General features: G+C 72.3%; 20 protein-coding genes. 17 read left to right on the forward strand and 3 right to left on the reverse strand.

From position 1 onward, the window contains the following. Positions 1–99 precede the first annotated feature (99 nt). The 3 genes from WJM95_RS26690 (at position 100) to WJM95_RS26700 (ending at position 3,575) form a co-directional block, all read left to right on the forward strand. A complete protein-coding gene (locus tag WJM95_RS26690; RefSeq protein ID WP_339132342.1) occupies positions 100–1,374 on the forward strand; it encodes a histidine kinase in 1,275 nt (424 codons plus the stop codon). A gap of 315 nt (positions 1,375–1,689) precedes the next feature. After that, positions 1,690–2,361, forward strand: a complete 672-nt coding sequence (locus WJM95_RS26695) for a response regulator transcription factor (RefSeq protein ID WP_339132343.1) — start codon at positions 1,690–1,692, stop codon at positions 2,359–2,361. Between the two features lie 41 nt (positions 2,362–2,402). Beyond that, positions 2,403–3,575, forward strand: a complete 1,173-nt coding sequence (locus WJM95_RS26700; protein WP_339132344.1) for a cytochrome P450 — start codon at positions 2,403–2,405, stop codon at positions 3,573–3,575. Between the two features lie 78 nt (positions 3,576–3,653). Here WJM95_RS26700 and WJM95_RS26705 read toward each other — a convergent pair whose 3' ends face one another. Continuing rightward, positions 3,654–4,667: a Gfo/Idh/MocA family oxidoreductase gene (locus tag WJM95_RS26705; protein ID WP_339132345.1), complete on the reverse strand. Its 1,014-nt coding sequence runs from the start codon at positions 4,665–4,667 to the stop codon at positions 3,654–3,656. A 128-nt stretch (positions 4,668–4,795) separates the two neighbouring features. Between WJM95_RS26705 and WJM95_RS26710 the strand changes: the two genes are divergently transcribed. The 13 genes from WJM95_RS26710 to WJM95_RS26770 all read left to right on the forward strand — a co-directional run bounded on the left by WJM95_RS26710 (position 4,796) and on the right by WJM95_RS26770 (position 20,337). Beyond that, positions 4,796–5,533 carry a GntR family transcriptional regulator gene (locus WJM95_RS26710; protein ID WP_339135862.1) on the forward strand — a complete coding sequence of 246 codons (738 nt, stop codon included), beginning with the start codon at positions 4,796–4,798 and terminating at the stop codon, positions 5,531–5,533. A 212-nt stretch (positions 5,534–5,745) separates the two neighbouring features. After that, positions 5,746–6,750, forward strand: a complete 1,005-nt coding sequence (locus WJM95_RS26715; protein WP_339132346.1) for a substrate-binding domain-containing protein — start codon at positions 5,746–5,748, stop codon at positions 6,748–6,750. Next, the gene (locus WJM95_RS26720) at positions 6,747–7,802 is read left to right on the forward strand and encodes an ABC transporter permease (protein WP_339132347.1); all 1,056 of its coding nucleotides are present in this window, start codon (positions 6,747–6,749) and stop codon (positions 7,800–7,802) included. Before WJM95_RS26715 ends, WJM95_RS26720 begins: the two co-directional genes overlap by 4 nt. 14 nt (positions 7,803–7,816) lie before the next feature. Next, positions 7,817–8,623, forward strand: coding sequence for an ATP-binding cassette domain-containing protein (locus WJM95_RS26725; protein WP_339132348.1), 807 nt, complete (start codon positions 7,817–7,819; stop codon positions 8,621–8,623). Positions 8,624–8,752: 129 nt separating this feature from the next. Continuing rightward, on the forward strand, positions 8,753–9,940 hold the full coding sequence (locus WJM95_RS26730; RefSeq protein WP_339132349.1) for an ROK family glucokinase: 1,188 nt from the start codon (positions 8,753–8,755) through the stop codon (positions 9,938–9,940). Beyond that, entirely contained in the window at positions 9,937–10,518 is a 582-nt protein-coding gene (locus WJM95_RS26735) for a sugar kinase (RefSeq protein WP_339132350.1), read from the forward strand. Before WJM95_RS26730 ends, WJM95_RS26735 begins: the two co-directional genes overlap by 4 nt. 114 nt (positions 10,519–10,632) lie before the next feature. After that, the gene (locus WJM95_RS26740; RefSeq protein WP_339132351.1) at positions 10,633–13,722 is read left to right on the forward strand and encodes an SNF2-related protein; all 3,090 of its coding nucleotides are present in this window, start codon (positions 10,633–10,635) and stop codon (positions 13,720–13,722) included. Beyond that, a complete protein-coding gene (locus tag WJM95_RS26745) occupies positions 13,719–16,052 on the forward strand; it encodes an SWIM zinc finger family protein (RefSeq protein ID WP_339132352.1) in 2,334 nt (777 codons plus the stop codon). Before WJM95_RS26740 ends, WJM95_RS26745 begins: the two co-directional genes overlap by 4 nt. 360 nt (positions 16,053–16,412) lie before the next feature. Next, positions 16,413–16,664 carry a DUF6059 family protein gene (locus WJM95_RS26750; RefSeq protein WP_339132353.1) on the forward strand — a complete coding sequence of 84 codons (252 nt, stop codon included), beginning with the start codon at positions 16,413–16,415 and terminating at the stop codon, positions 16,662–16,664. A 105-nt stretch (positions 16,665–16,769) separates the two neighbouring features. Then, entirely contained in the window at positions 16,770–18,065 is a 1,296-nt protein-coding gene (locus WJM95_RS26755; protein WP_339132354.1) for an alpha/beta fold hydrolase, read from the forward strand. A 106-nt stretch (positions 18,066–18,171) separates the two neighbouring features. Then, positions 18,172–18,807, forward strand: a complete 636-nt coding sequence (locus WJM95_RS26760; protein WP_339132355.1) for an MBL fold metallo-hydrolase — start codon at positions 18,172–18,174, stop codon at positions 18,805–18,807. A gap of 111 nt (positions 18,808–18,918) precedes the next feature. Further along, positions 18,919–19,698, forward strand: coding sequence for an exodeoxyribonuclease III (locus WJM95_RS26765; RefSeq protein ID WP_339132356.1), 780 nt, complete (start codon positions 18,919–18,921; stop codon positions 19,696–19,698). A gap of 198 nt (positions 19,699–19,896) precedes the next feature. Then, positions 19,897–20,337 (forward strand): DUF6278 family protein, encoded by a 441-nt coding sequence (locus tag WJM95_RS26770; protein ID WP_339132357.1) that lies wholly within the window; start codon positions 19,897–19,899, stop codon positions 20,335–20,337. 602 nt (positions 20,338–20,939) lie between these two features. Here the strand turns inward: WJM95_RS26770 and WJM95_RS26775 are convergent. After that, on the reverse strand, positions 20,940–22,514 hold the full coding sequence (locus tag WJM95_RS26775) for an alpha/beta fold hydrolase (protein ID WP_339132358.1): 1,575 nt from the start codon (positions 22,512–22,514) through the stop codon (positions 20,940–20,942). A gap of 138 nt (positions 22,515–22,652) precedes the next feature. After that, complete coding sequence (locus WJM95_RS26780) at positions 22,653–23,477, reverse strand: hypothetical protein (RefSeq protein WP_339132359.1); 825 nt, start codon at positions 23,475–23,477, stop codon at positions 22,653–22,655. Between the two features lie 103 nt (positions 23,478–23,580). On the opposite strand from WJM95_RS26780, the gene ggt reads away from it, so the two are divergent. After that, on the forward strand, positions 23,581–25,398 hold the full coding sequence (gene ggt / locus WJM95_RS26785) for a gamma-glutamyltransferase (RefSeq protein WP_339132360.1): 1,818 nt from the start codon (positions 23,581–23,583) through the stop codon (positions 25,396–25,398). Positions 25,399–25,401 lie beyond the last annotated feature (3 nt).

The following is a 25,401-nucleotide window of genomic DNA, read 5'->3' on the forward strand; positions in this document are numbered from 1 at the left end:
CCTCCCCGGTCCGATGAAAGTCTGAACAGCGGCGACTTTGGTCGACGACCGGGCTCGGGAAGGGCCGGTGGCGGGTCCGGCTGCGTAGATTTGCCGACCGTGAGTGGTGACAAGCCGGCGCCCGAGCCGCATGACGTTCCAGCGCCGGTCCTGCGCGCCCGGCGCTGGCTCCTGCCGTCCGCCGTGGCCGCGGACCTCGACCCCGACGCCGACCGCGCCGGGTCCTCCGGACGGCCCCGGCGCACCCTGCGGGACTGGTTCGTCGACTTCGGCTGCTTCCTGCTGGCCGTGTTCATCGGACTGGCCGCCGCGAAGACCGTGACCAACGACCCCGGTATTCCGCATGCCTACGCCGTCGCCGACCAGCTCATCGGCGCGCTCGCCTGTGGAGCGGTCTGGCTGCGCCGGCGGTGGCCGCTGGGACTGGCCGTGGCCATGATCCCGGTCGGGCTGGTCTCCAACACGGCGGGCGGCGCGGGTCTCGTCGCCCTGTTCACCCTCGCCGTGCACCGGCCCTTCCGCTACGTGGCCTGGGTCGCGGGCGTCCAGATCGCGCTGCTCCCGGCGTTCTTCTGGCTGCGGCCCGACCCCGAACTGCCCTACCTCGCCGCCCTCGCCGTCACTGCGCTGCTCACCTCCGCGGTGGTCGGATGGGGCATGTTCGTACGGTCCAAACGCCAGCTCGTGCAGAGTCTGCGGGACCGGGCGCGGCGGGCCGAGACCGAGGCGGCGCTGCGGGCCGAGCAGGCGCAGCGGCTCGCCCGGGAGGCGATCGCGCGCGAGATGCACGACGTGCTCGCGCACCGGCTGACGCTGCTGAGCGTGCACGCGGGGGCGCTGGAGTTCCGGCCCGACGCTCCCCGGGAGGAGGTCGTGCGGGCCGCCGGGGTGATCCGGGAGAGCGCGCACGAGGCCTTGCAGGATCTGCGGGAGATCATCGGGGTGCTGCGGGCGGGGGACTCCGAGGAGGCGGGGCGGCCGCAGCCGACGCTCGCGGCGCTCGACGGGCTGGTCGCCGAGTCGCGCTCCGCCGGAGCGAAGATCGTCCTCGACAACCGGGTGCTCGATCCGGCCGCCGTGCCCGCGTCCGTGGGCCGTACCGCGTACCGCATCGTGCAGGAGGGGCTGACGAACGCGCGCAAGCATGCGCCGGGTGCGGAGGTGACGGTGTCGGTGCGGGGGGCCGCTGGTGACGGTCTGACGGTGACCGTCGCCAATCCGGCGCCGCCGGGTCCGGTGCCCAGGGTGCCGGGGTCGGGGCAGGGGCTGATCGGGCTGACGGAGCGGGCGACGTTGGCGGGTGGGCGGCTTGAGCACGGGGGGCTGGGGGGTGGGGGGTTCCGGGTGAGGGCCTGGTTGCCGTGGGGTGCCTGAAGGTTCGGTGGGTGGGTCGGGGCCGTGCCGGTGCATCAGCCCGTCGCCGTTGGGTGAGGAGTGACCGTCGGTGGCGACGGGCATCGATGTACCGGCACGGCCCCTTGCGCCGGATCCCGGGTGCGGGTGAGATTTTCAGCCCCTCCGGCGTTTGAGGAGCGGGGTCCGGGGCGGAGCCCCGGGGGTGGCCCGCCCGGAGCGCATTCAGCCCTTCCGGCGATTGAGGAGCGGGGGGTCTGGGGCGGAGCCCCCGGTTCGGGTTGGGTAGGGGCGGAGGGGGCGAAGGAAGGTCTGGCGGGCTGGTTGGGTGGGGGGATGACTGTGATTCGGCTGGTGATCGTCGACGATGACCCCCTGGTGCGGGCGGGGCTGGCCCTCATGCTCGGGGGCGCCGGAGACGTCGAGATCGTCGGCGAGGCGGCCGACGGCTCCGAGGTGGAGGACCTCGTCGATCGCGTCCGCCCCGACGTCGTGCTGATGGACATCAGGATGCCGGGCGTCGACGGACTCACCGCCACCGAGCGCCTGCGCGGCCGGGAGAGGGCACCACAGGTCGTGGTCCTGACGACCTTTCACGCCGACGAGCAGGTGCTGCGGGCCCTGCGCGCGGGCGCGGCCGGATTCGTCCTCAAGGACACCCCGCCCGCCGAGATCCTGGCGGCGGTACGCCGGGTCGCGGCCGGCGACCCGGTGCTGTCGCCTGCCGTCACACGCCAGTTGATGGAACACGCGGCCGGCTCAGCGCTCGACAGCCGCCGTTCGGGCGCCCGTTCCCGGATGGCCGTCCTCAACGAGCGAGAACGCGAGGTCGCCGTCGAGGTCGGACGGGGCAGCTCGAACGCGGAGATCGCCGCCGGACTGTTCATGAGCGTCGCCACGGTCAAGACCCACGTCTCCCGGATCCTCGCCAAGCTCGGCCTCAACAACCGCGTGCAGATCGCGCTGCTGGCGTACGACGCGGGGCTGCTGGAGCGGGACGGGCACTGAGCGGGCGGCCCGCGCGTTGAGGGGGTGACGAGAGGAGAGCCGTGATCGATCTGAGGGAGTACGGAGGGTTCGCCGAGGACCCGCATCCCGTCTACGCCGAGTTACGCGCGCTCGGTCCCGTGCACCGGGTGCGGTTGCCGGCACCGGACGAGGGCCACGAGACCTGGCTCGTCGTCGGGTACGAGGAGGCGCGGGCCGCGCTGGCCGACCAGCGGCTGGCGAAGAACGCCAACACGGCGGGGTTCGCCTTCTTCGGCGAGGAGCTGATCGGCGAGCACATGCTCCTGTCCGACCCGCCGCAGCACACCCGCCTCCGGACGCTGATCGCGGGCGAGTTCACCGGCCGGCGGGTCGCGGCCCTGCGTCCGAGAGTCCAGGAGATCACCGACGAACTGCTCGACGCGATGCTTCCGCTCGGGCGTGCCGACCTCGTCGAGTCCTTCGCCTATCCGCTGCCGCTGACCGTCATCTGCGAACTGCTCGGGGTGCCCGGGCCGGACCGGGCCGCCTTCCGCGCCCTGTCCACGGAGACCGTGGCGCCCACCAGCGCCGAGAGCCACGAGAAGGCCTTCGTCGAACTCGCCGCCTATCTCGGTGATCTGATCGAGGACAAGCGCTGCGCCGGTCCCACCGACGACCTGCTCAGCGGACTGATCCGCACCACCGCCGAGGACGGGGACCGGCTCTCGCCGCGGGAGCTGCGCGGCATGGCGTTCCTGCTCCTCGTCGCCGGACACGAGACGACGGTCAACCTCATCACCGGCGTCGTCCGCTCCCTGATCGGCCACCCCGACCAATTCGCCGCGCTGCGCGCCGACATGACCCTGCTCGACGGCACCATCGAGGAGACCCTGCGCCATGACGGACCGGTCGAGAACGCGACCTTCCGCTATGCCGCGGAGCCCGTCGACATCGGCGGCACGGCGATCGCGGCCGGGGAAGAGGTGATGATCTGCCTCAGCGCCGCCGACCGCGACGAGGCGCGCTATCCGGCGCCGGACCGCTTCGACCTCCGGCGCGAGACCCGCGGGCATCTCGCCTTCGGGCACGGCATCCACTACTGCCTGGGCGCGCCGCTGGCCCGGCTCGAAGCCCAAGTGGCCCTCCGCTCGCTGCTGGAGCGGTGCCCGGACCTGGCGCTCGACGGACCGCCCGGCGGCTGGCTGCCCGGCATGCTGATGCGGGGCGTGCGCCATCTGCCGGTGCGCTGGTGAGCGGCCCGGTGTCCGGCCGCACCTCGCCCGCCCGGCCCGGCGGTCGTCGGTGCCGGGCCGGACGGTGACGCGTCCTTCTCAGAACCTGCCGCCCGGGATCTCCGCCGGGGAGACCGGGCGGCGTTCGCGCCGGGACAGTTCGCAGGCCTCGGCGATGCGCAGGGCCTCCAGTGCCTCGCGGCCGTCGCAGGGGTTGGCGCGCTCGCCGCGGACCACTTCGACGAACGCGGCGAGCTCCGCCTCGTACGCGGGGCCGAAGCGTTCCAGGAAGCCGGTCCACGGCTTGTCCGCGGGCGGCGGCCCGGCCGTCTCGGTCGAGGCGATCGGCGTGCGGTCGTCCAGGCCGACGGCGATCTGGTCCAGCTCGCCGGACAGCTCCATGCGGACGTCGTAGCCCGCTCCGTTCATCCGGGTCGCCGTCGCCGTGGCGAGCATGCCGTCGTCGAAGGTGAGGACGGCCGCGCCGGTGTCGATGTCGTGCGCCTCGCGGAACATCGCGGGCCCGGCGTCGGAGCCGGTCGCGTACACGTGGACGACCTCACGGCCGCTGACCCAGCGCAGCATGTCGAAGTCGTGGATCAGACAGTCGCGGTAGAGCCCGCCGGAGAGCGGGAGATAGCCGGCCGGGGGCGGGGACTGGTCCGAGGTCATCGCGCGTACGGTGTGCAGCCGGCCGAGCCGGCCGGAACGCACCGCCTCGCGGGCGGCCGTGTATCCGACGTCGAAGCGGCGCTGGAAACCCATCTGAAGAACCGTTCCGGCGGCGTCGACCTCGGCGAGCGCCGCCAGTGTTCCCGCCAGGTCGAGAGCTATGGGCTTCTCGCAGAACACCGGGAGCCCGGAACGCGCCGCCCGGCCGATCAGCTCGGCGTGCGCCGAGGTGGCGGCGGTGATGACCACCGCGTCCACGCCCCAGGTGAAGATCTCGTTCACGGTCGGCGCCGCCGTCGCGCCCAGCCGGTCCGCCAGCCGCTGGGCCCGTGCGGGATCCGCGTCCGTGACGATGAGAGAGCCGCCGACCTCGCGATGGCGGCTGAGAGTGGCCGCATGAAATGTACCGATACGGCCCGCTCCGATAAGTCCGATGCGCATGGGAACAAACTGGAGGGCGACCCGTCGCGCTGTCAATGCTTTGTCCGGACAATCGAACTTCACAACTTCCCGTCAACATGTCCCGGGGCTACGCTCGAGCCGTGGCCAAACCAGTTGTGGATCCGACCGTGTCGCTCCAGCTCAGCGTCGACCGCACCAGTCCGGTCCCGCTGTACTTCCAGCTGGCGCAGCAGCTCGAGGCGGCCGTCGAGAACGGCGTGCTGACCCCGGGCAGCCTCCTCGGCAACGAGATCGAGCTCGCCGCGCGGCTCGGTCTGTCCCGCCCCACGGTCCGCCAGGCCATCCAGTCGCTCGTGGACAAGGGGTTGCTCGTTCGGCGCCGAGGTGTCGGCACCCAGGTCGTCCACAGCCAGGTCAGACGCCCCCTGGAGCTCAGCAGCCTCTACGACGACCTGGAGACGGCCGGCCAGCGTCCCGCGACCCAGGTGGTCGTCAACACCGTCGAACCGGCGTCCACCGAGGTGGCGGCCGCTCTCGGGGTCGCCGAGGGCAGTGAGGTCCACCGGGTCGAACGGCTGCGTCTCGCGCACGGCGAGCCGATGGCGTACCTCTGCAACTTCCTCCCCCCGAAGCTGCTGGAGCTCGACGACGAGCGGATGGAGGCCACCGGCCTGTACCGCCTGATGCGCGGCGCCGGCATCACCCTGCACAGCGCGCGCCAGTCCGTCGGCGCCCGCGCGGCCAGCGCCGAGGAGGGCGAGCGGCTCGGCGAACCGGCCGGGGCCCCGGTCCTCACCATGCAGCGCACCACCTTCGACGACACCGGCCGCGCGGTCGAGTTCGGCACCCACATCTACCGCGCCTCGCGCTACTCCTTCGAGTTCCAGCTGCTCGTACGGTCCTGACGGGGCGGGCTCCCCGTACGGTCCCGCGGCACCCCGTGATCGCGGCCGTGGAACCGCATGCCCGTCGGCCGTGATTTGGGCGGATGATCCCAATGATCGATACTTGGCCGTTTGGGCCGGTACCGAACCGGCCCCCAAGGGCCCGCCGGAGGGCCCCCGGGCCGGTCCTCACCGCCCGGTACACCAGAGCACGGCAAGAAGGGCACGGCCTCGTGGCACGGACACGGACCTGGGTGGGCATCGCGCTGGCGGGGGCACTGACAGTGTCCCTCGCGGGATGCAGCAGCACCGGGGGGAAGCGAGCCGAGGACGCCCGCAGAGCGGCGGCGGCCCAGGGGAGGGCCGCCGTGAACACACCCCGGTGGACCTTCGCGATGATCACCCACTCGGGCGACGGCGACACCTTCTGGGACATCGTCCAGAACGGCGCCGAGCAGGCCGCCGTCAAGGACAACATCAACTTCCTCTACTCCCACGACGACCAGGCCCAGCAGCAGGCCCAGCTCGTGGACGCGGCCGTCGACAAGAAGGTCGACGGCATCATCGTCACGCTGGCCAAGCCCGACGCCATGAAGGCCGCGGTCGCGCGTGCCCGCAAGGCGGGCATCCCGGTGATCACGGTGAACTCCGGCTCCGAGGAGTCCAAGGCCTTCGGCGCGCTCACCCACATCGGCCAGGACGAGACCATCGCCGGCGAGGCCGTCGGTGATGAGCTGAACCGGCGGGGCCGCGAGAAGGCCCTGTGCGTCCTGCACGAGCAGGGCAACGTCGGCCACGAACAGCGCTGCGCGGGCGTGCGGAAGACCTTCCACGGGACCGTCGAGAACCTCTACGTCACCGGCACCGACATGCCCGGCGTGCAGTCCTCCATCGGAGCCAAGCTCCAGGCCGACCGGTCCATCGACTCGGTCGTCACGCTCGGCGCGCCCTTCGCGGACACCGCCGTCAAGGCCAGGAACGACGCGGGCAGCAAGGCCGAGATCGACACCTTCGACCTCAACGCCAAGGTCGCCGCCGAACTGAAGGACGGCACCCTCGGCTTCGCCGTCGACCAGCAGCCCTGGCTCCAGGGCTACGAGGCCGTGGACCTGCTCTGGCTCCACAAGTACAACGCCGACGTCCTCGGCGGCGGCAAGCCCGTCCTGACCGGACCGCAGATCATCACCAAGGACCAGGCCTCCGAGCTGGAGCAGTACGCGGACCGGGGGACCCGATGACCGCCACGGCACCCGCGCCGGCGCCCGGCCCCCGTACCGACGAACGGCTCCTGAGGACCTCGCCCCTGCGCAGGCTGCTGAGCCGCCCGGAGCTCGGCTCGGTGGTCGGCGCGCTCGCGGTGTTCGTGTTCTTCGCGCTCTTCGCGGACAGTTTCGTACGCGCCGCGAGCCTCAGCACGGTCCTGTACGCGGCCTCGACCATCGGCATCATGGCCGTCCCGGTCGCGCTGCTGATGATCGGCGGCGAGTTCGACCTCTCCGCCGGCGTCATGGTGACCAGCTCCGCGCTGATCTCGTCCATGTTCAGCTACCAGATGACCGCGAACGTCTGGGTCGGTGTGGTCGTCTCGCTCTTCGCCACCCTCGCGATCGGTGTCTTCAACGGCGTCATGCTGACCCGCACCGACCCGCCGAGCTTCATCATCACGCTCGGCACCTTCCTGATGCTGACCGGCATGAACCTCGGCTTCACCAAGCTGATCAGCGGCACCGTCTCCACCAAGTCGATCTCCGACATGGAGGGCTTCTCCTCCGCGAAGCACGTCTTCGCCTCGACGATCACCGTCGGCGGCGTCGACTTCAAGATCACCATTCTGTGGTGGCTGGCCCTGGTCGCCGTGGCCACCTGGATCCTGCTGCGCACCCGCGTCGGCAACTGGATCTACGCCGTCGGCGGCGGCGAGGAGGCGGCCCGCGCGGTCGGCGTGCCGGTCGACAGGACCAAGATCGGCCTCTACATGGGCGTCGCCTTCGGCGCCTGGATCTCCGGCCAGCACCTGCTGTTCTCGTTCGACGTCGTGCAGTCCGGCGAGGGCGTCGGCAACGAGCTGATCTACATCATCGCGGCCGTCATCGGCGGCTGCCTGATCACCGGCGGCTACGGCTCCGCGGTCGGCGCGGCCGTCGGCGCGCTGATCTTCGGCATGGTCAGCAAGGGCATCGTCTTCGCCGAGTGGAACCCGGACTGGTTCAAGTTTTTCCTGGGCGTGATGCTGCTCCTCGCGACCCTGCTCAACCACTGGGTCCGCAAGCGCGCGGAGGCCACGAAGTGACCACGGAGACGAACATGACGGAGGAGCCCGCCGCCGCGCGGCGCCCGGCGCTCGTCGAGCTCGACGGCGTCAGTAAGTACTACGGCAACATCCGCGCCCTCGAAGGTGTCTCGCTGGAGGTCCACGCGGGCGGGATCACCTGCGTGCTCGGCGACAACGGCGCGGGCAAGTCCACCCTCATCAAGATCATCGCGGGCCGCCACCGGCACGACGGGGGCACCCTGCGCGTCGAGGGCGAGGAGACCCGGCTGGCGTCCCCGCGCGAGGCGCTGGACCGCGGTATCGCCACCGTCTACCAGGACCTCGCCGTCGTCCCGCTGATGCCGGTCTGGCGGAACTTCTTCCTGGGCTCCGAGCCCCGGAAGGGCTCCGGCCCGTTCAAGCGCCTCGACGTCGACCACATGCGGCGCACCACCCACGCGGAGCTCCTGCGCATGGGCATCGACCTGCGGGACGTGGACCAGCCGATCGGGACCCTCTCCGGAGGCGAGCGCCAGTGCGTGGCGATCGCCCGGGCCGTCCATTTCGGGGCCAAGGTCCTCGTGCTCGACGAGCCCACCGCCGCCCTCGGGGTGAAACAGTCCGGTGTGGTCCTCAAATATGTGGCCGCCGCACGAGACGCCGGACTGGGTGTTGTTTTCATCACCCATAATCCGCATCACGCCTATCTCGTGGGTGATCGTTTCGTCCTGCTGAAGCGCGGCACCATGTCGGGCAGCTACACCCGGGACGGGATCACCCTGGACGAGCTGACGCGCCAGATGGCGGGCGGCAGCGAGCTGGACGACCTGCGGCACGAGCTGGAGAACCGGAGCGCCTGAGGGTCGCGCGAGCAGGTCCCGGACGGCCGCGCGGACCGGCCGGGACGGCTCGCGGACGCCGCACGCGTCACATGTGTCACGGCGCTTCCACGGTGCGGCCCCGGTGCGGCGTAGGGCAGAATCGGCGCGATGAGCACCTACCGCGACCTCGCGCTGCCCCGAGCGCTCGGCTCCGCCCGCGCGGGGGGCACCCCCATCGGCTCCGCGCGGGCCACCGTCCTGCGGACCGTGGGCACACGCGAGCGCCGCTCCCATCTGACGGCACCCCGGGTCCCCACCGTCGGCATCGACATCGGCGGCACGAAGGTGATGGCGGGCGTGGTGGACGCCGACGGCAACATCCTGGAGAAGGTCCGCGCCGAGACGCCGGACAAGTCCAAGAGCCCCAAGGTCGTCGAGGACACCATCGTCGAGCTGGTGCTCGACCTGTCCGACCGGCACGACGTGCACGCCGTCGGCATCGGGGCGGCCGGCTGGGTCGACGCCGAACGCAACCGCATCCTGTTCGCCCCCCACCTGTCCTGGCGCAACGAGCCGCTGCGCGACCGCCTCGCCGGACGCCTCGCGGTGCCCGTCCTGGTCGACAACGACGCCAACGCGGCCGCCTGGGCCGAGTGGCGGTTCGGTGCCGGACGCGGCGAGGACCACCTCGTGATGATCACCCTCGGCACCGGCATCGGCGGCGCGATCCTGGAGGACGGCCAGGTCAAGCGCGGCAAGTTCGGGGTCGCGGGAGAGTTCGGCCATATGCAGGTCGTGCCCGGCGGCCACCGCTGCCCGTGCGGCAACCGCGGCTGCTGGGAGCAGTACAGCTCCGGCAACGCGCTGGTCCGCGAGGCCCGCGAGCTCGCCGCAGCCGACTCCCCGGTCGCGTACGGGATCATCGAGCACGTCAAGGGCAACATCGGTGACATCACCGGTCCGATGATCACCGAGCTGGCCCGCGAGGGCGACGCCATGTGCGTCGAGCTCCTCCAGGACATCGGCCAGTGGCTCGGCGTCGGCATCGCCAACCTGGCCGCCGCCCTCGACCCCTCCTGCTTCGTCATCGGCGGCGGCGTGAGCGCGGCCGACGACCTGCTGATCGCTCCCGCCCGCGAAGCCTTCCGCCGGCACCTCACGGGCCGCGGCTACCGCCCCGAGGCGCGGATCGCACGCGCCCAGCTCGGCCCCGAGGCCGGCATGGTCGGCGCCGCCGACCTCGCGCGCCTCGTCGCCCGCCGCTTCCGGCGCGCCAAGCGCCGCCGCGTGGAGCGCTACGAACGGTACGAGCGCTACGCCGAGACCCGCCGCACCACCCAGCAGGAGTCGCGGTGACCGCCTCGCTCCCTCGTCAGGCCACGTCCCCGGACGAGCCCCAGCGGCCCCCCGAGGACCCGCGCCACAGGTTCCGCCGCCGCGCCCTGACCCTGCTGATCATCGTGCTGCTCATCGGCGTACCGGCCGGCTACCTGGTCATCTCCGCCGACCAGAGCCGCAACAGCGGCAAGGACAAGGAGGCCAAGTACTCGGCGACCGGCCTCACCGCCGCCTGGCCCTCGCGCGTCCAGCGCCGGCTCTACCAGGTGCCCATGCCCGCCGATTCGGTCCAGGTCGCGTACTACGAGACGAACAACTGGAAGACCAGCCGGCTGTACGTCCAGTTCCGCACCACCCGCGCGGGTCTCGACTGGTTCCTCAGGACCGTCGGCACCAGCACCGCCGACCTGAAGAAGGACCACATCACCATCAACGACCGCAACCAGAAGGTCGTCGGCTGGGAGTTCACGGGCCCGGGACCCTGGTCGGGACTCGTGCACAAACAGAAGGATCCGGCACCGACCCAGGACATCGTGGTGAACGGCGCGGGCACGGAACATCCCATGGTGTACCTCGTCTCGCGCACGATCCCGTAGCCCCGGCCGGCCCGGGTCACGGCCGCCGCCGTGGCCGTGGGAGCCGATTGTCAGACCCCGCCCGTAGAGTCGAAGACAACTGATGCGACCGACGGGCGGGAGGTGACCAGACGTATGCGGGACGGTGTGGACGTGGTGAGCGCGCGGCTGCCTTCCGCGGGCCCGCCGCCGCTGCGGACGCCCTCCGTGTCCGGCGCGGATCCGCGGCCGGGCGAGCTCACGCGGCTGCCCTCCGGCCGGTCGCTCTCCGTCCGGCTCGCCGCGGTCTTCCTGCCCGCCCCGCTGCCCCGCGACGGTCGCGTCGCCTTCTGGGACCCGAGCGGCGACCATCCGCCCGCCACGGCCGAGGGGGACAGCCCTCGGCAGGGGGAGCACCCCGAGGGGCCGCCGACCGCACCCGGCACGGGGACGCCGACGCGCGAGCACACCGCCGGGCCGGCGACCGCGCCCGGCACGGGGGCGCCAGCGCGCGAACACCCCGCCGGACCGGCGACCGCACCCGGCACAGGGACGCCCACGCGCGAGCACGCCGAGCTGACGGTCGTACGACCGCACGGCCAGGGAGTCCGCAGGAGCACCGTCCCCGCCCTGATCCTCCCCCTCGCCGAGGCCCTGCCCCTGCTCGCCGGAGCGCGGCGGGACCCCGCGGCCCATCCCGCCACCGCCTGCTGGGGCGCCGCCGCCCTGCACGCGCTGCGCCTCGTCGCCCGCGGACGCCTGCTGCCGGGGCTCACCCCGGAAGGCTTCGACGCCTGGCGCGCGGGCCCCCTGGACCCGGACGACATCGCCCACCTGAGGGCGGTCGCCGAGGCCCTTCCGTACGAAGGACACGCCGTCCCCCTGCCGGGCAGGGGACCGCTCCGGCTGCCCGAGCCCGAGGCGTTGATGCGCTCCTTCCTGGACGCGGTCGCGGACACCCTGCCCCGCACTCCCGCCGCCCCCCACACCTCAGGCAAGCCCTTCGCGGCCCGCGAGCCGCAGCGGCTGACCGGCGCCCACGACTGGGCCGCCGAGGTGGCCGCCGGCATGGACGCGGGCGTGCGGATCTCACTGCGCCTGGACCTGTCCGCCCAGCAGCTCTTCGACGACGGCGAGGGAGCGCGGCGGGCGGGCGCGGCCATCGTCCAGGTGCACAGCCTCGCCGACCCCACCCTCGTCGTGGACGCCGCGTCCCTGTGGGCGGGGGACGCCGACACGGTGTTCGGACCCCGTGCCCGCGTCGACGCCGCCCTGGCCGTCCGCCGCGCCGCCCGGGTCTGGCCACCCCTCGACCGCCTGTCCGGACAGGACGTGCCCGATGTGCTCGCCCTCTCCGAGGACGAACTCTCGGATCTGCTCGGAGTCGTCGCCACCCGGCTCGGCGCCGCCGGTGTCGCCGTGCACTGGCCCCGGGACCTGGCGCACGACCTGAGCGCCTCCGCCGTGGTGCGTCCGGCACCCGGATCGGCGACCGACGGGACCGGATTCTTCGAGAGCGAGGAACTCCTCCAGTTCCGCTGGCAGTTGGCCCTCGGCGGAGATCCGCTCACCGAGGCCGAGATGGACGCCCTGGCAGAAGCCCACCGGCCGGTCGTGCGGCTGCGCGACCAGTGGGTCCTGGTCGACCCCGCCCTCGTCCGCAAGGCCCGCAAGCGCGAACTGGGCCTGCTGGACCCGGTGGACGCCCTCTCCGTCGCGCTCACCGGAATGGCCGAGGTCGAAGGGGAGACCGTCGAGGCGGTGCCGGTCGGGGCCCTCGCCACGCTCCGCGACCGCCTCACGGCCGGGGTGACCCCCGTCGAGCCCCCGCCCGGCCTGGACGCCCGCCTGCGGGACTACCAACTCCGCGGCCTCGCCTGGCTGGACCTCATGACCTCCCTCGGCCTCGGCGGCTGTCTCGCCGACGACATGGGGCTCGGGAAGACCGTCACGCTCATCGCGCTCCACCTGAAGCGGGCCCGCAGCGAACCGACCCTGGTGATCTGCCCCGCCTCGCTCCTCGGCAACTGGCAGCGGGAGATCACCCGGTTCGCCCCCGGCGTCCCCGTGCGCCGGTTCCACGGCCCCGACCGCACCCTCGACGGCCTCGACGGCGGCTTCGTCCTCACCACGTACGGCACGATGCGCTCGGCCGCCGCCCACCTCGCCGAACAGCCCTGGGGCATGGTCGTCGCCGACGAGGCGCAGCACGTCAAGAACCCGTACTCGGCGACGGCGAAGGCGCTGCGCACGATCCCGGCCCCCGCGCGCGTGGCGCTCACCGGCACACCGGTGGAGAACAACCTCTCCGAACTGTGGGCCCTGCTCGACTGGACGACCCCGGGCCTGCTCGGCCCCCTCAAGTCCTTCCGCGCCCGCCACGCGCGCGCCGTGGAGAACGGGGAGGACGAGGAGGCCGTGGCCCGACTGGCCCGGCTGATCCGCCCGTTCCTGCTGCGCCGGAAGAAGTCCGACCCCGGCATCGTGCCCGAACTCCCGCCCAAGACGGAGACCGACCACCCCGTCCCGCTCACCCGCGAACAGGGCTCTCTGTACGAGGCCGTGGTCCGCGAGTCCCTGCTGGCCATCGAGACCACGCAGGGCATCGCCCGCCGGGGCCTGGTGCTGAAGCTGCTGACCTCGCTCAAGCAGATCTGCGACCACCCGGCGCTGTTCCTGAAGGAGGACGCGCAGGCGGCCGCGCTCGGGACCTCCGCGCGCTCGGGCAAACTGGCCCTGCTCGACGAGCTGTTGGACACCCTGCTGGCCGAGGACGGCTCGGCGCTCGTCTTCACGCAGTACGTGGGCATGGCCCGCCTCATCACGGAACACCTGACCGCCCGCGCCGTCCCGGTCGAGCTTCTGCACGGCGGTACGCCGGTCCCCGAACGCGAACACATGGTGGACCGCTTCCAGAGCGGCGCGACCCCCGTCCTGGTCCTGTCGCTCAAGGCGGCCGGCACCGGCCTGAACCTCACCCGCGCCGGGCACGTCGTCCACTTCGACCGCTGGTGGAACCCCGCCGTCGAGGAGCAGGCCACCGACCGCGCCTACCGCATCGGCCAGACCCAGCCCGTCCAGGTGCACCGGCTCATCACCGAGGGCACGGTCGAGGACCGGATCGCCGAGATGCTGGAGGCGAAGAGGGCCCTCGCCGACGCGATCCTCGGCTCCGGCGAGGCGTCCCTGACGGAGCTGACCGACCGCGAGCTGTCGGACCTCGTCTCACTGCGGAGGCCCGCATGAGCGGCATCGAGGAAGAGGAGCCCCAGGTGACCGGGGCCGAGGCCGCCGACCCGGCCGAGGCCACCGAACCGGCCGAAGCCACCGAACCGGCCGAAGGCGCCGACCCCCAGCGACCCGCGACCGCGGACCGGCCCGCCGACGAGGCCCGCCGGGCCCTGCGCGCGGCACGCAGGACGGCGGCCGCCGACGACCACTCGGCGGCGGGTGCGGGTGCGGGCTCCGCCCCCGGAGAGGGATCCGGCTCGGCGGGCGAGCAGGTCGAGGCCGGGAGAGGCACGCGCCCCGGGGACGTCGCTCGTGGCGCACTGCGTGCGGCCGGGGCTTCGGTGGTGCGTGCGGGGACCGCGGAGCCGGCCGCGACAGGGCGTTCCGGTGGCGAGGCCGGGGGAGGCGCGCGCCCCGCTGACATCGCCCGCGAGGCGCTGCGTGCCGCGCGGCGGCTTCGGTCGCAGGAGGCGGAGGGCGGTGACGAGCAGTCAGCAGTCGCCGGGGGCAGGGGAGTTGGCCCGAGGGGTCGGTCCGCCAGGACGTCGTCGGCCGGGGCCGGGGCGCGCCGGGATCCCGCGCACCCCGTGCCCCCGGAACGGGTGTCGCAACAGCGGCAGCTTCGCGATCTGCTCGCGGACGCCTTCCGGCTGCCCCCCGACCTGATGGACGAGACAGGGCAGCCGTCGGGCTCGTCCGACGGCACCGGCGAGGCGACCCGCGACCGGAACCACGATCAGACCCACGACCGACCGGCCCACCCCGGCCACCCCGAACCCGTCGATCACCCCGAGCCCGTCACGCGCCCCGAACGTTCCTCCTACCTGGAACACTTGACGCACCCGCAAAGGCCCACGGCCCCCGAAAGCCCCACGCCCTCCGGGGACCTCACGTCCTCCGAAAACCTCACACCCCCCGTGCCCGAGCGGGAGTACTCGGCGGACGCCGAACCCTTCACGGTCGGCTCCCTGGGCCTGGGCTTCCTCACCGCCGGACCCGGCACAGGCGAACCCGGCACAGGCGAACCTGGGACAGCCGAACCCGGCACCGAGGCCCGCGAATCCGGGCTTCCTCACCGGTCCATGGCATCCCCGCGCCGCGACGGCGAGTTGCGCCGGACCTTCCCCGCCTTTCCGGCGCGGGTCCACGGGGACGGCGGGTTCGCGGAGACGTGGTGGGGCAACGCGTGGGTCACCGCACTGGAGGAAGGGGCGCTGGACCCGGCACGGCTGGCGCGCGGGCGGACATACGCCGGGCAGGGATATGTCGACGCCGTCACCGTCACACCGGGTCTGGTGCTCGCCTATGTGCACGGGAGCAGGCCGCGGCCGTACCGCGTCCAGGTCAGGGTGCGGACGCTGACCGACGGCGACTGGGGCCGTTTCCTCGACGCGGCCGCCGAGCGGCCCGGACACATCGCGGCGCTGCTCGACAAGGAGATGCCCCGATCCCTCGCGGACTGCGGTGTCGACCTGCTTCCGGGCCCCGGCGAACTCGAACCGCACTGTAGCTGCCCCGACTTCGGGCATCCGTGCAAGCACGCGGCCGCCCTCTGCTACCAGACGGCACGCCTGCTGGACCAGGATCCCTTCGTCCTGTTCCTGCTGCGCGGCAGGGGCGAGCGAGAACTGCTCGACGCCCTCTCCCGGCGCAACGCCACCCGAGCGGCCCGCGCCGCCCAGGAGCGGGAACCGGCACAGCCCGCCGGTGTGCGCGCCCGTGACGCTCTCGCGCGACGCGTGCCGCCGCCGCTGCCCGCTCCGCTGCCGCCGCCCGCGCACCCCGAGCAGCCACCGGCCTACCCGGGCGCACCGGGCGGCCCGGACGCGTTCGCGCTGGACCAGTTGGCCACCGACGCGGCGGCTCGCGCGTACACGCTGCTGACCTCGGGCCGTGATCCCGTCGCGGAACTGACGCTCTGGCAGGACGCGGTGCGCCTGGCCGCCGCCCGCCCCGGGTCGGGGCTCACGGCCGCGACCCGTGCCCTCTACTCCTCGCTCGCCTCCGCGACCGGCCGTACCCCGATCGATCTGGCACGGGCGGTCGCCGCCTGGCGGCAGGGCGGTTTCGAGGCGCTCGCGGTGCTCGAAGAACCCTGGGACCCCCCGGCGGGACGGTTCGACCGGGCCAGACCGCTGCTCATGGCGGCCGACTTCCCGGCCTTCCGGCCCTGGCGCAACCACCTCACCCACCCGAGCGGCCACGCACAGCTCCGCCTCGGCCGCAACGGCCTGTGGTACGCCTACGAGTCCGAGCCCGGCCAGGACGACTGGTGGCCCCGCGGCACCCCGGACCTCGACCCGGTCGGCGCCCTGACGGGCCTGGGCGCACCGGACGAACTCTGATCCCGGGCGGGTCCCCGTGACGCCCACCGGGCGACGGCGTGAGGACCTTCGGACGACCACGTCGCTCCTGTCCGGCCCCGTACCTTCGCGTCCGTGGCCCGACGCCCGCGACCGGCGATGAACTCGACGTCCGCGCCACGCTGTTGACGACTCGGCGCCGCACCCGCGGCCGGTCGGGCCACAGCCGCCCCGTCTTCCAGGGCCCTGCGGGAACGCCGACCGTGCCGCCGTCCGGCACCGCGGCCGGATCGCCGCGTACGGTTCGACCGCCGAGGTGCTGGGCAGTCCTCGGGACGACTGCACCAGGCGGGCCGCCCCGCCCGTTCCCGACCCCGACCACTCCGCGACGGTGAGCCGACGATGAGACGCGCACGATGGGCCGATGCCCTCGCCCGATGGACCCCCGGCCTGATGGCGGTCGGATGCCTGTTGTCCGGATGCCCGGTGCCCGGGCCGCCGGTCCACCAGGAGCAGCCGGAACCGGAGCCGAGCGGCCGGCCGCCCTCCTGGCATCCGGAGTCCTGCGCCGCGCACATCCCGCCGACGGACGTGGAGCGGGAGCTGTGGTCCGCCCTGAGCCCCGCGCCCCCGGGCGCGCGCACGCGCGCCTGAAGCCCGCCGCGAGACCTTCACGGGGCTATCACATGCGGGGACGCCTTGCACAGGGCCCTCGACCCGAGGACGTGAGAATCCGCGAGATGTGAGAACGTGCAGGGCGTGAGTGAGACGAAGACCCCTGCCCTGCAATACCGCCTCGACGGCCCGGAAGACGCCCCGGTCCTCATACTCGGACCCTCGCTCGGCACCACCTGGCACATGTGGGACAGGCAGGTCCCCGAGCTCGCGAAGACGTGGCGGATCTTCCGCTTCGACCTGCCGGGACACGGCGGAGCGCCCGCCTATCCGGCCGGATCGGTGTCCGAACTCGCCGGGCGGCTGCTGGCCACGCTCGACCAGCTGGGCATCCAGCACTTCGGGTACGCGGGCTGCGCCTTCGGCGGGGCCATCGGGCTCGAACTGGCGCTGCGCCGCCCCGAGCGGGTCGCTTCCCTCGCGCTGATCGCCGCCTCGGCCCGCTTCGGCACGGCCGACGAGTTCCGGCAGCGTGGAGTGATCGTGAGGTCGAACGGCCTCGACCCGATCGCCCGTACCTCGCCCGAACGCTGGTTCACGAGCGGCTTCGCGGCGGCCCAGCCCGCGATCACCGAGTGGGCCGTGCAGATGGTGCGCACCACCGATCCCGGCTGCTACATCGCGGCCTGCGAGGCGCTCGCCGCCTTCGACGTACGGGGCGAACTGGGCCTGGTGGGAGTGCCGACCCTCGTCCTGGCCGGCTCCGACGACCAGGTCACCGGGCCCGCCGAGGCACGCACCCTGGTCGCCGGGATACCGGACGCGCGCCTCGCGGTCGTCCCCGGTGCGTCGCACCTGGTTCCCGTGGAGCAGCCCGCCGCCGTGACGGATCTGCTCGTACGGCACTTCTCCAGCGCCTGGCTGCCCGCCTTCGACTCGACCACCGGACAGCTGGCGGTCCAGGTCCCGCAGGCGTACCCCGTGCAGGCGGCCCCGCCTCCGGTCGGACCCTTCGCCGAGATCGCCCCGGCACCCGTGGCGCCCGAGCTCACGGGGCGGCAGGACTCGTACGACATCGGGATCAAGGTGCGCCGCGAGGTGCTGGGGGACGCGCACGTCGACGGGGTGCTCTCGTCGGCGGACGAGTTCTCCGGGGACTTCCAGGAGCTCGTCACCCGTTACGCGTGGGGCGAGGTCTGGGACCGGCCCGGACTCGACCGGCGTTCGCGCAGCTGTGTGACGCTGACCGCGCTGGTCGCGGGCGGTCACCTCGACGAGCTCGCCGTCCACACCCGTGCCGCCCTGCGCAACGGTCTCACCCCGGTGGAGATCAAGGAAGTGCTGCTCCAGACGGCCGTCTACTGCGGTGTTCCGGCCGCGAACAGCGCGTTCCGGGTGGCGCAGAAGGTCATTCACGAGGAGACCACGCCCCAGGAGTGAGCGCCGAGCCGCCCGTAGGCCCGTACACCCGTCCGCTCCCGGAGCGGACGGGTGGCTCCGTCCACAGGAGTGACCTCCGGGGCGGGTGCGGGGGCAGGATGGACCCATGAGGCTCACGAAGAAGTCGCACGCCTGCGTCCGTCTGGAGAAGGACGGGCGGACGCTCGTCATCGATCCCGGGGGTTTCAGCGAGGAGGACGCGGCTCTGGGGGCCGACGTCATCCTCGTGACGCACGAGCATCCCGACCACTTTGACGAGGAGCGGCTGCGCACGGCCATGGAGGCCGACCCGGCGGCCGAGATCTGGACCCTGAGGTCGGTGGCGGAGAAGGTCTCGGCGGCCTTCCCCGGCCGGGTGCACACCGTCGGTCACGGCGACACGTTCACCGCCGCCGGTTTCGACGTCCAGGTGCACGGCGAGCTGCACGCGGTGATCCATCCCGACATCCCGCGGATCACGAACGTCGGGTACCTCGTCGACGACGGCCGCGTCTTCCACCCCGGGGACGCCCTCACCGTCCCCGGCCGCCCGGTCGAGACGCTGATGCTCCCCGTGATGGCCCCGTGGAACAAGATCTCCGAGGTCATCGAGTACGTCCGCGAGGTCGCGCCGCAACGCGCGTACGACATCCACGACGCCCTGCTCACGGACCTCGCCCGGCCGATCTACGACCGCCAGATCGGCGCCCTCGGCGGCTCGGAGCACCTGAGGCTGACGCCGGGGGCGTCGGCGGAGGTCTGAGCGGCCGCACACGGTCCCCGGGTGCCCCGGTGGCGTCCCGGTGACGCGGGCGGGCGGCACGGGGTGTCCGGGGCGGACCCGTTGTCGTACCCGCCCGGTAGGTTGTGAGGCATGCGTATCGCGACCTGGAACGTGAACTCGATCACCGCCCGTCTCCCGAGACTGCTGGCCTGGCTGGAGAGTAGCGGCACGGACGTGCTGTGCCTCCAGGAGGCCAAGGTCGCCGCGGAGCAGTTCCCCACCGAGCAGCTGCGGGAGCTGGGTTACGAGGCGGCCGTGCACGCCACGGGACGGTGGAACGGCGTGGCGGTGATCTCCCGGGTCGGCCTGGAGGACGTGGTCAAGGGCCTGCCCGGCGGTCCGGTGTACGAAGGGGCGGAGGAGCCCCGGGCCGTGTCCGCGACCTGCGGCCCGGTCCGTGTCTGGTCGGTGTACGTGCCGAACGGCCGCGAGGTGGACCACGCCCACTACGCGTACAAGCTGGAGTGGTTCGAGGCCCTGAGAGCGGCGGTGGCGGGCGACGCGGCGGGCAGCCGCCCCTTCGCGGTGATGGGCGACTACAACGTGGCGCCCACGGACGACGACGTGTACGACGTGGCCGCGTTCGAGGGCCTGACCCATGTCACCCCGGCCGAGCGCGCCGCGCTGGCGGCCCTGCGCGAGACGGGTCTGACGGACGTGGTCCCGCGTCCCCTCAAGTACGACCACCCGTACACGTACTGGGACTACCGCCAGCTCTGCTTCCCGAAGAACCGCGGCATGCGCATCGACCTCGTCTACGGCAACGAGGCGTTCGCTGCGGCGGCCAAGGACGCCTACGTCGACCGCGAGGAGCGCAAGGGCAAGGGCGCCTCGGACCACGCACCGGTCGTGGTGGACCTGGACGTCTAGGCCACAGGTATCCGGCCGCGCGATCGCGGGCATCCTCTCCCCACGGACGGCTGGGAGGCAGGCGGGCATCCCGGGAGTCTTCGAGCGTCATGATTCGCCTCATTTGCCCGATTCCGTGATGGAATGCGGCTAGCTGCCTTTTGTTCACATGAACGGGACATGGAGCTTCGGCGATCGCATCCCACGGAGAGGCCGGTCATGAACATCCCCTTCTTGGACAAGCTGCTCAAGCGGCGTCCGGTGCGGCGGGACCGGCCTCTCGCCAGGGCCTTCGAGGATGATCCGGTGGGTGTCGCCGAGCTGCTCTCGGAGTGTGAGCTGCTCCGCTCCCAGGCCGCGGCCGTGGGCCTCGAACTGGACGACACCCCGGACTCGTTGGTGGCTCTCGACCAGCTTCTGCCGCTGTGGCGCGACGACCCCGAGGCGCTGCCCTGGCTCGGCAACGACGCCGGCCTCTATCTCGGGACCGTCGTGGTGCGCACGGTGCCGGGTGCCTGCTGGCACGTCTGGCCCGGCGGCAGCCCGGCCGTCCGGCTCCCCTCGGGCCGTGAGATCCCGGTCGTCGAGGCGGGCCTGGACTGGGCCGTGCAGGGCGTCCCCGAGCTGTCCCAGATGTACGCCGAGGCCACGGAGGCCTGACCGGAGCGCCCCTCGGGGGTGTCCCGGCGATGCCTCCGAGTGTCGTGATCCGCTCTTCATCCAGCCTCAAATACGGCTAATTCCCCGATGTGCGTGTCGCCCCAAAAGCGGTGATTTGCGCCGATAGTTTGCGGTGGCCGACACGGCCGGAGCGGGCAGTACCGGCATGGCCGTCGATCCGCCGATCGACCTGTACGACGACACCACGCACTTCGGGGAGCCGCATGTTCCGCAGGACGACGACCTCGCCTCCGACACGGGAGGGGTGGCCGGTCACCGGACCGTCGGACCGATCCCCGACCCTCCGGTGACGCGGACTTCCTCGGGCCCGGGAGGCCGGGCGCGGCGATCCTCGACTACGATTTGCCGTTCATCCCCGTGATGACGGTGATCTCGCCGATCCGCATCGGGATGTGTGTGCCGCTCCTCCGGTCCGCCCCAAGGGCGTACGGGCGGGTGCGGCACAGTCCCGAGACCGAGGCCGTGGGCATGGCTCCGGCCGAACCAGGGACGCTGCTGCCGGGTGGGGTACCCCACACAGCCCCGACGCTGTAGGGGGGCAGTAGCTCACAGGGCCAGGCCCGGCCGGCGCCAGCCGGAGATCACTGCTCGCGCAGGGGTACCGACACGTAGGACGGGTCGTGCTCCGGCGAGGAGAAGGTCAGCTGCGCGCCGGACGGGTTGTGCTCGATGTAGAGCGGGTCGACCGTGTCGACGACCACGGCCAGGTGATGTCCGGCCGGGACGTCGTAGGCCGTGGAGAACAGGTCCAGGTCCACTCCGAAGGGCTCGCCGGGTGTCCGCCCGTGGAAGGTGTACGGCGCGTTGCTGATCAGCTTGCCGATGCCGAGCGGGCCCACGTCGTAGAGATAGGCGATGAACGTGCCGCTCTCCTTCGTACCGGTGACCGTGGTGTGGAGCTTGACGGTCCCTCGTACGCGCTGGGGGCTCGCGTAGGTCTGCGACTGCCACACCGCGGCCCAGTAGCGCGGCAGGAGCGGGATCGAGGCCATCGGCGGGATCCGGGTGAGCTGGTCGAGGATGCTGGACAGGAAGATGACCCCGCCGTCCGCGCCCGAGTCGACGTTCGTGTGGATCCGGGTGGTGCCCTCCAGGGCGATCTTCCGGGTGGTCGCGCCGACCGACTTCCAGTCCGGGTAGCCCTCGTAGCCGCCCGTGGAGCGGGACTTGAGCTGAACCGGCTGCTCCTGGTCGATGCCGTTGTCCTTGCCCGCCAGATAGTGGTCGAACCAGCGGCCGGTGTCGGTCCACACGTCGTTGGGGAGCCCGAACAGGCCGGTGATCTCGGCGGTCGCGTGGTCGCCGGGGCGGAACTCCAGCCGCTTGGGTCCGGTCAGTTCGTCGTAGAACTTCGCGTACTGGTTGGCCGAGAAGATCGTGTCGCCCCAGGTGTTGGCCATGAAGACGGCGGGACGGTTCTTGTCGAGCTGATCGAGATAGGTCTCGGGGGAACGTTTCTTCCCCCAGTCGATCAGATCCTGTTCCTTCGACAGGTTCGAGGCGAAGAAGTCCTTGAACACCTGCTGGGTCTCGGCGCTGGGGCGCCCCGTGATGTGCCCGACGCCGTCCAGCAGGGCGGCCGCCTGGACGTGTTCGGTGCGTCCGGAGTAGATCGACGTCGTCAGGTCGGCCCAGCCGCTCAGGGCCGCGACCGCCTTGATGCGCCGGTCGTGCGCCGCGGCCAGCAGACTGATCCCGGCGCCGTACGAGACGCCCGCCACGCCCACCCTCCGCGCGTCGGCGGGGGTGTTGGCCAGCGCCCAGTCGATCACCTTCGAGACGTCCGCGGTGTCCTGGGGACCGGCCACGTCGATCTCGCCGCCCGACTGCCAGAAGCCGCGGACGTTGTAACTGACGACGACATAGCCGGAGTTCGCGAGCTTCTGGGCCTGGGCGAGGTACTCGATCTGGGGCAGGCCCCAGCTCGTGGGCAGCACGATGAGCGGATAGGAGCGGGTGCCGTCCGCTCCCGCGGGGGTGACGACGTTGGCCTTGAGGGTCGTGCCGCCGTCACCGGAGATGTCCACGAAGCGGATGCCGCCCGAGCCGCCCGCGGCGTGGGCGGCGGGCGCCAGGCCCAGGCCCGCGGCGGCGATCAGGGTGGCGGAGAGGGCGCCGACGGCGGATGTGCGCAGGGGGTTGCGACCGTTTCTCAACGGGTCACTCCTCACTTGGTCAGTGCAAGGTGACCCGACGGTAACCGCGGCGGCTTACTCGAAGTAACCCGTCGGTAAGTTACGTGCGAGTAACGATTGTTGAAGTGTTCATTGCCAGCTCCCGGGGCGGGCGTGCCCTCAGGTACGGCGACGGGCCCTCGGCGTGGCCGACTTCGCCGCGCCCTCCCCGTCCTGACCGGGCTCCGACTCCGGGTCCGGTGCCGGTTCCAGGGCGGGCGGCGTCGGCAGCGGGGCCTGGGCGGCGCGGGTGACGTCCGCGACGACCTCGACGACATCGGGGCCGTACGCCTGGGAGTTCACGACCTTCAGCAGCAGGACGAAGCTGTTGCCGCCGTGCTTGCGGGCCAGGCGCGCGTGGTTGCGGGCGAGGTAGCGGGTCGCCGCCTGGTTGGTGATCGCGCGCTGTCCGCAGAAGAGGAAGACCGGTCTCACGTCACGGCTCTGGCCCGCGGTGAGTCGGGCCAGGATCACGTACTCCGCCTGGCCCGACTCCAGGCGGTACCGCTCGCTGCCTATCTGGAAGGCGCCCCGGTCGGGTCCCCGCCCGGAGTCGGTGTTGACCTGAACGCCCGGCAGCAGGGACTGGAGATGCGCGGCCATGCGCCGGTTGGAGGCCGGCCCGCCCACACAGAACTCCGTGCGTTCGCCGAAGCCCTGCTGGGTCGCGTCGTGCGCGATGACCTGGGCGTGTGCGCCGCAGTCCTTGATCAGCGCGGACAGTTCGAGGAGCGCGAAGACGTCGTGCCGCATCACCGTGAGCTCGGGACCGCCCGCCTCGCGGTTCACCACAAGGAGTGATTCGGAGTTGTCGGGGAGCCCGAAGAACGCCTGCTTGCGGCGGAGCTTGCGCTTCCACAGGTAGGTGCGGGCGAGCCAGCCGAGCGCGGCACTGAGGCCGGCGGCCAGGACGCCGAGGACGATGTTGCGCACGTCGTCATTCATGTGCGCGCATGCTAGCGGGCCCACGGAACCGTGTTCGAGGGGGCCTTATGCGGTGACGGCGGTGAAGTTACGCTGCGCGGACGGCTGTTGACTGGAGGTATTGATGCGACGTCCTCTTGCGCGGAATCTGACGGTCCTGGCGGTTTCGGCCGCGACGGCATTAGTGGGCGCGGCGGCGCCGCCCGGCGCACCGGCGGCGGCCACGGCCGCGAGAACGCCCGTGGCGAAGGTGCCCGTCGCGGTCGGCTACGGAGGCGCCGTCTCCAGCGTCGACGCGGACGCCTCCGCCGCGGGCATCGAGGTGCTGAGGAAGGGCGGCAACGCGGTCGACGCGGCCGTCGCCACGGCGGCGGCCCTCGGCGTCACCGAGCCCTACTCGTCCGGCATCGGCGGAGGCGGCTACTTCGTCTACTACGACGCCAAGTCCCGTACGGTGCACACGATCGACGGACGGGAGACGGCACCCCTGACCGCCGACTCCGGGCTGTTCCTGGAGAACGGCAAACCGCTCGCCTTCGCCGACGCCGTCACCAGCGGGCTCAGCGTGGGCACCCCGGGCACGCCCGCCACCTGGCAGACGGCCCTCGACTCCTGGGGCAGCAGAAGCCTGGGCAGCGTCCTGAAGCCGGCCGAGCGCATCGCCCGTTCCGGATTCACGGTCGACCCGACCTTCCGCGCGCAGACCGAGTTGAACCAGGCCCGGTTCGCGAACTTCCCCGACACCGCGAAGCTGTTCCTGCCCGGCGGCTCGCTGCCGGTCGTGGGGTCGACCTTCAAGAACCCCGATCTGGCGCGCACGTACGAGGAGTTGGGACGCAAGGGCACGCGCGCGGTCTACGCGGGCGATCTGGGCCGGGACATCGTCGCCACCGTCGACAAGCCCCCCGTGGACCCGGCGTCCGGCTATGACGCCCGGCCCGGCAAACTGTCCCTGAGGGACCTCGCGGCGTACGGGGCGAAGCGCCAGGCGCCCACGAGGACGTCGTACCGCGGTCTGAACGTCTACTCGATCGCCCCCTCCTCCTCGGGTGGAACCACCGTCGGCGAGGCGCTCAACATCCTGGAGAAGACGGACCTTTCGAAGGCGAGCGAGACGCAGTATCTGCACCACTTCATCGAGGCGAGCCGGATCGCCTTCGCGGACCGGGGCCGCTGGGTCGGCGACCCAGCCTTCGAGGACGTGCCGACCAAGGGCCTGCTCTCGCAGCGGTACGCGGACGGCCGGGCCTGCCTCATCAAGGACGACGCGGTGCTGACGAGCCCGCTGGCACCCGGCGACCCGAACCGTCCCGCCGCCTGCGGCGCAACCGGGACGGCCGCCCCGACCACGTACGAGGGCGAGAACACGACCCATCTGACGGTGGCCGACAAGTGGGGCGACGTCGTCGCCTACACCCTGACCATCGAGCAGACCGGCGGCAGCGGGATCACCGTCCCGGGGCGCGGCTTCCTCCTCAACAACGAACTGACCGACTTCTCCTTCGCGCCCGCCAACCCGGCCGTGCACGACCCCAATCTGCCGGGTCCCGGCAAGCGCCCGCGCTCCTCGATCTCACCGACCATCGTCCTCGACCGGAACAACAGGCCGGTCGCGGCGCTCGGTTCGCCCGGCGGCGCGAGCATCATCACCACCGTCCTCCAGACCCTGACCGAGTTCGTCGACCGCGGCCTGCCCCTGGTCGACGCCATCGCAGCGCCCCGCGCCAGCCAGCGCAACGCCGCCCAGACCGAACTCGAACCGGGCCTGTACGACGGCCCGTTGCGAGCGCGGCTGGAGGTCATCGGCCACTCCTTCAAGGTGAACCCGGAGATCGGCGCGGCCACGGGCGTCCAGCGTCTCCCGAACGGCACCTGGCTGGCCGCGGCGGAGAAGGTGCGCCGGGGTGGAGGCTCGGCCATGGTGGTACGGCCCGTGAACTAGGCC

The sequence above is a fragment of the Streptomyces sp. f51 genome (assembly GCF_037940415.1).
Classification (GTDB): domain Bacteria; phylum Actinomycetota; class Actinomycetes; order Streptomycetales; family Streptomycetaceae; genus Streptomyces.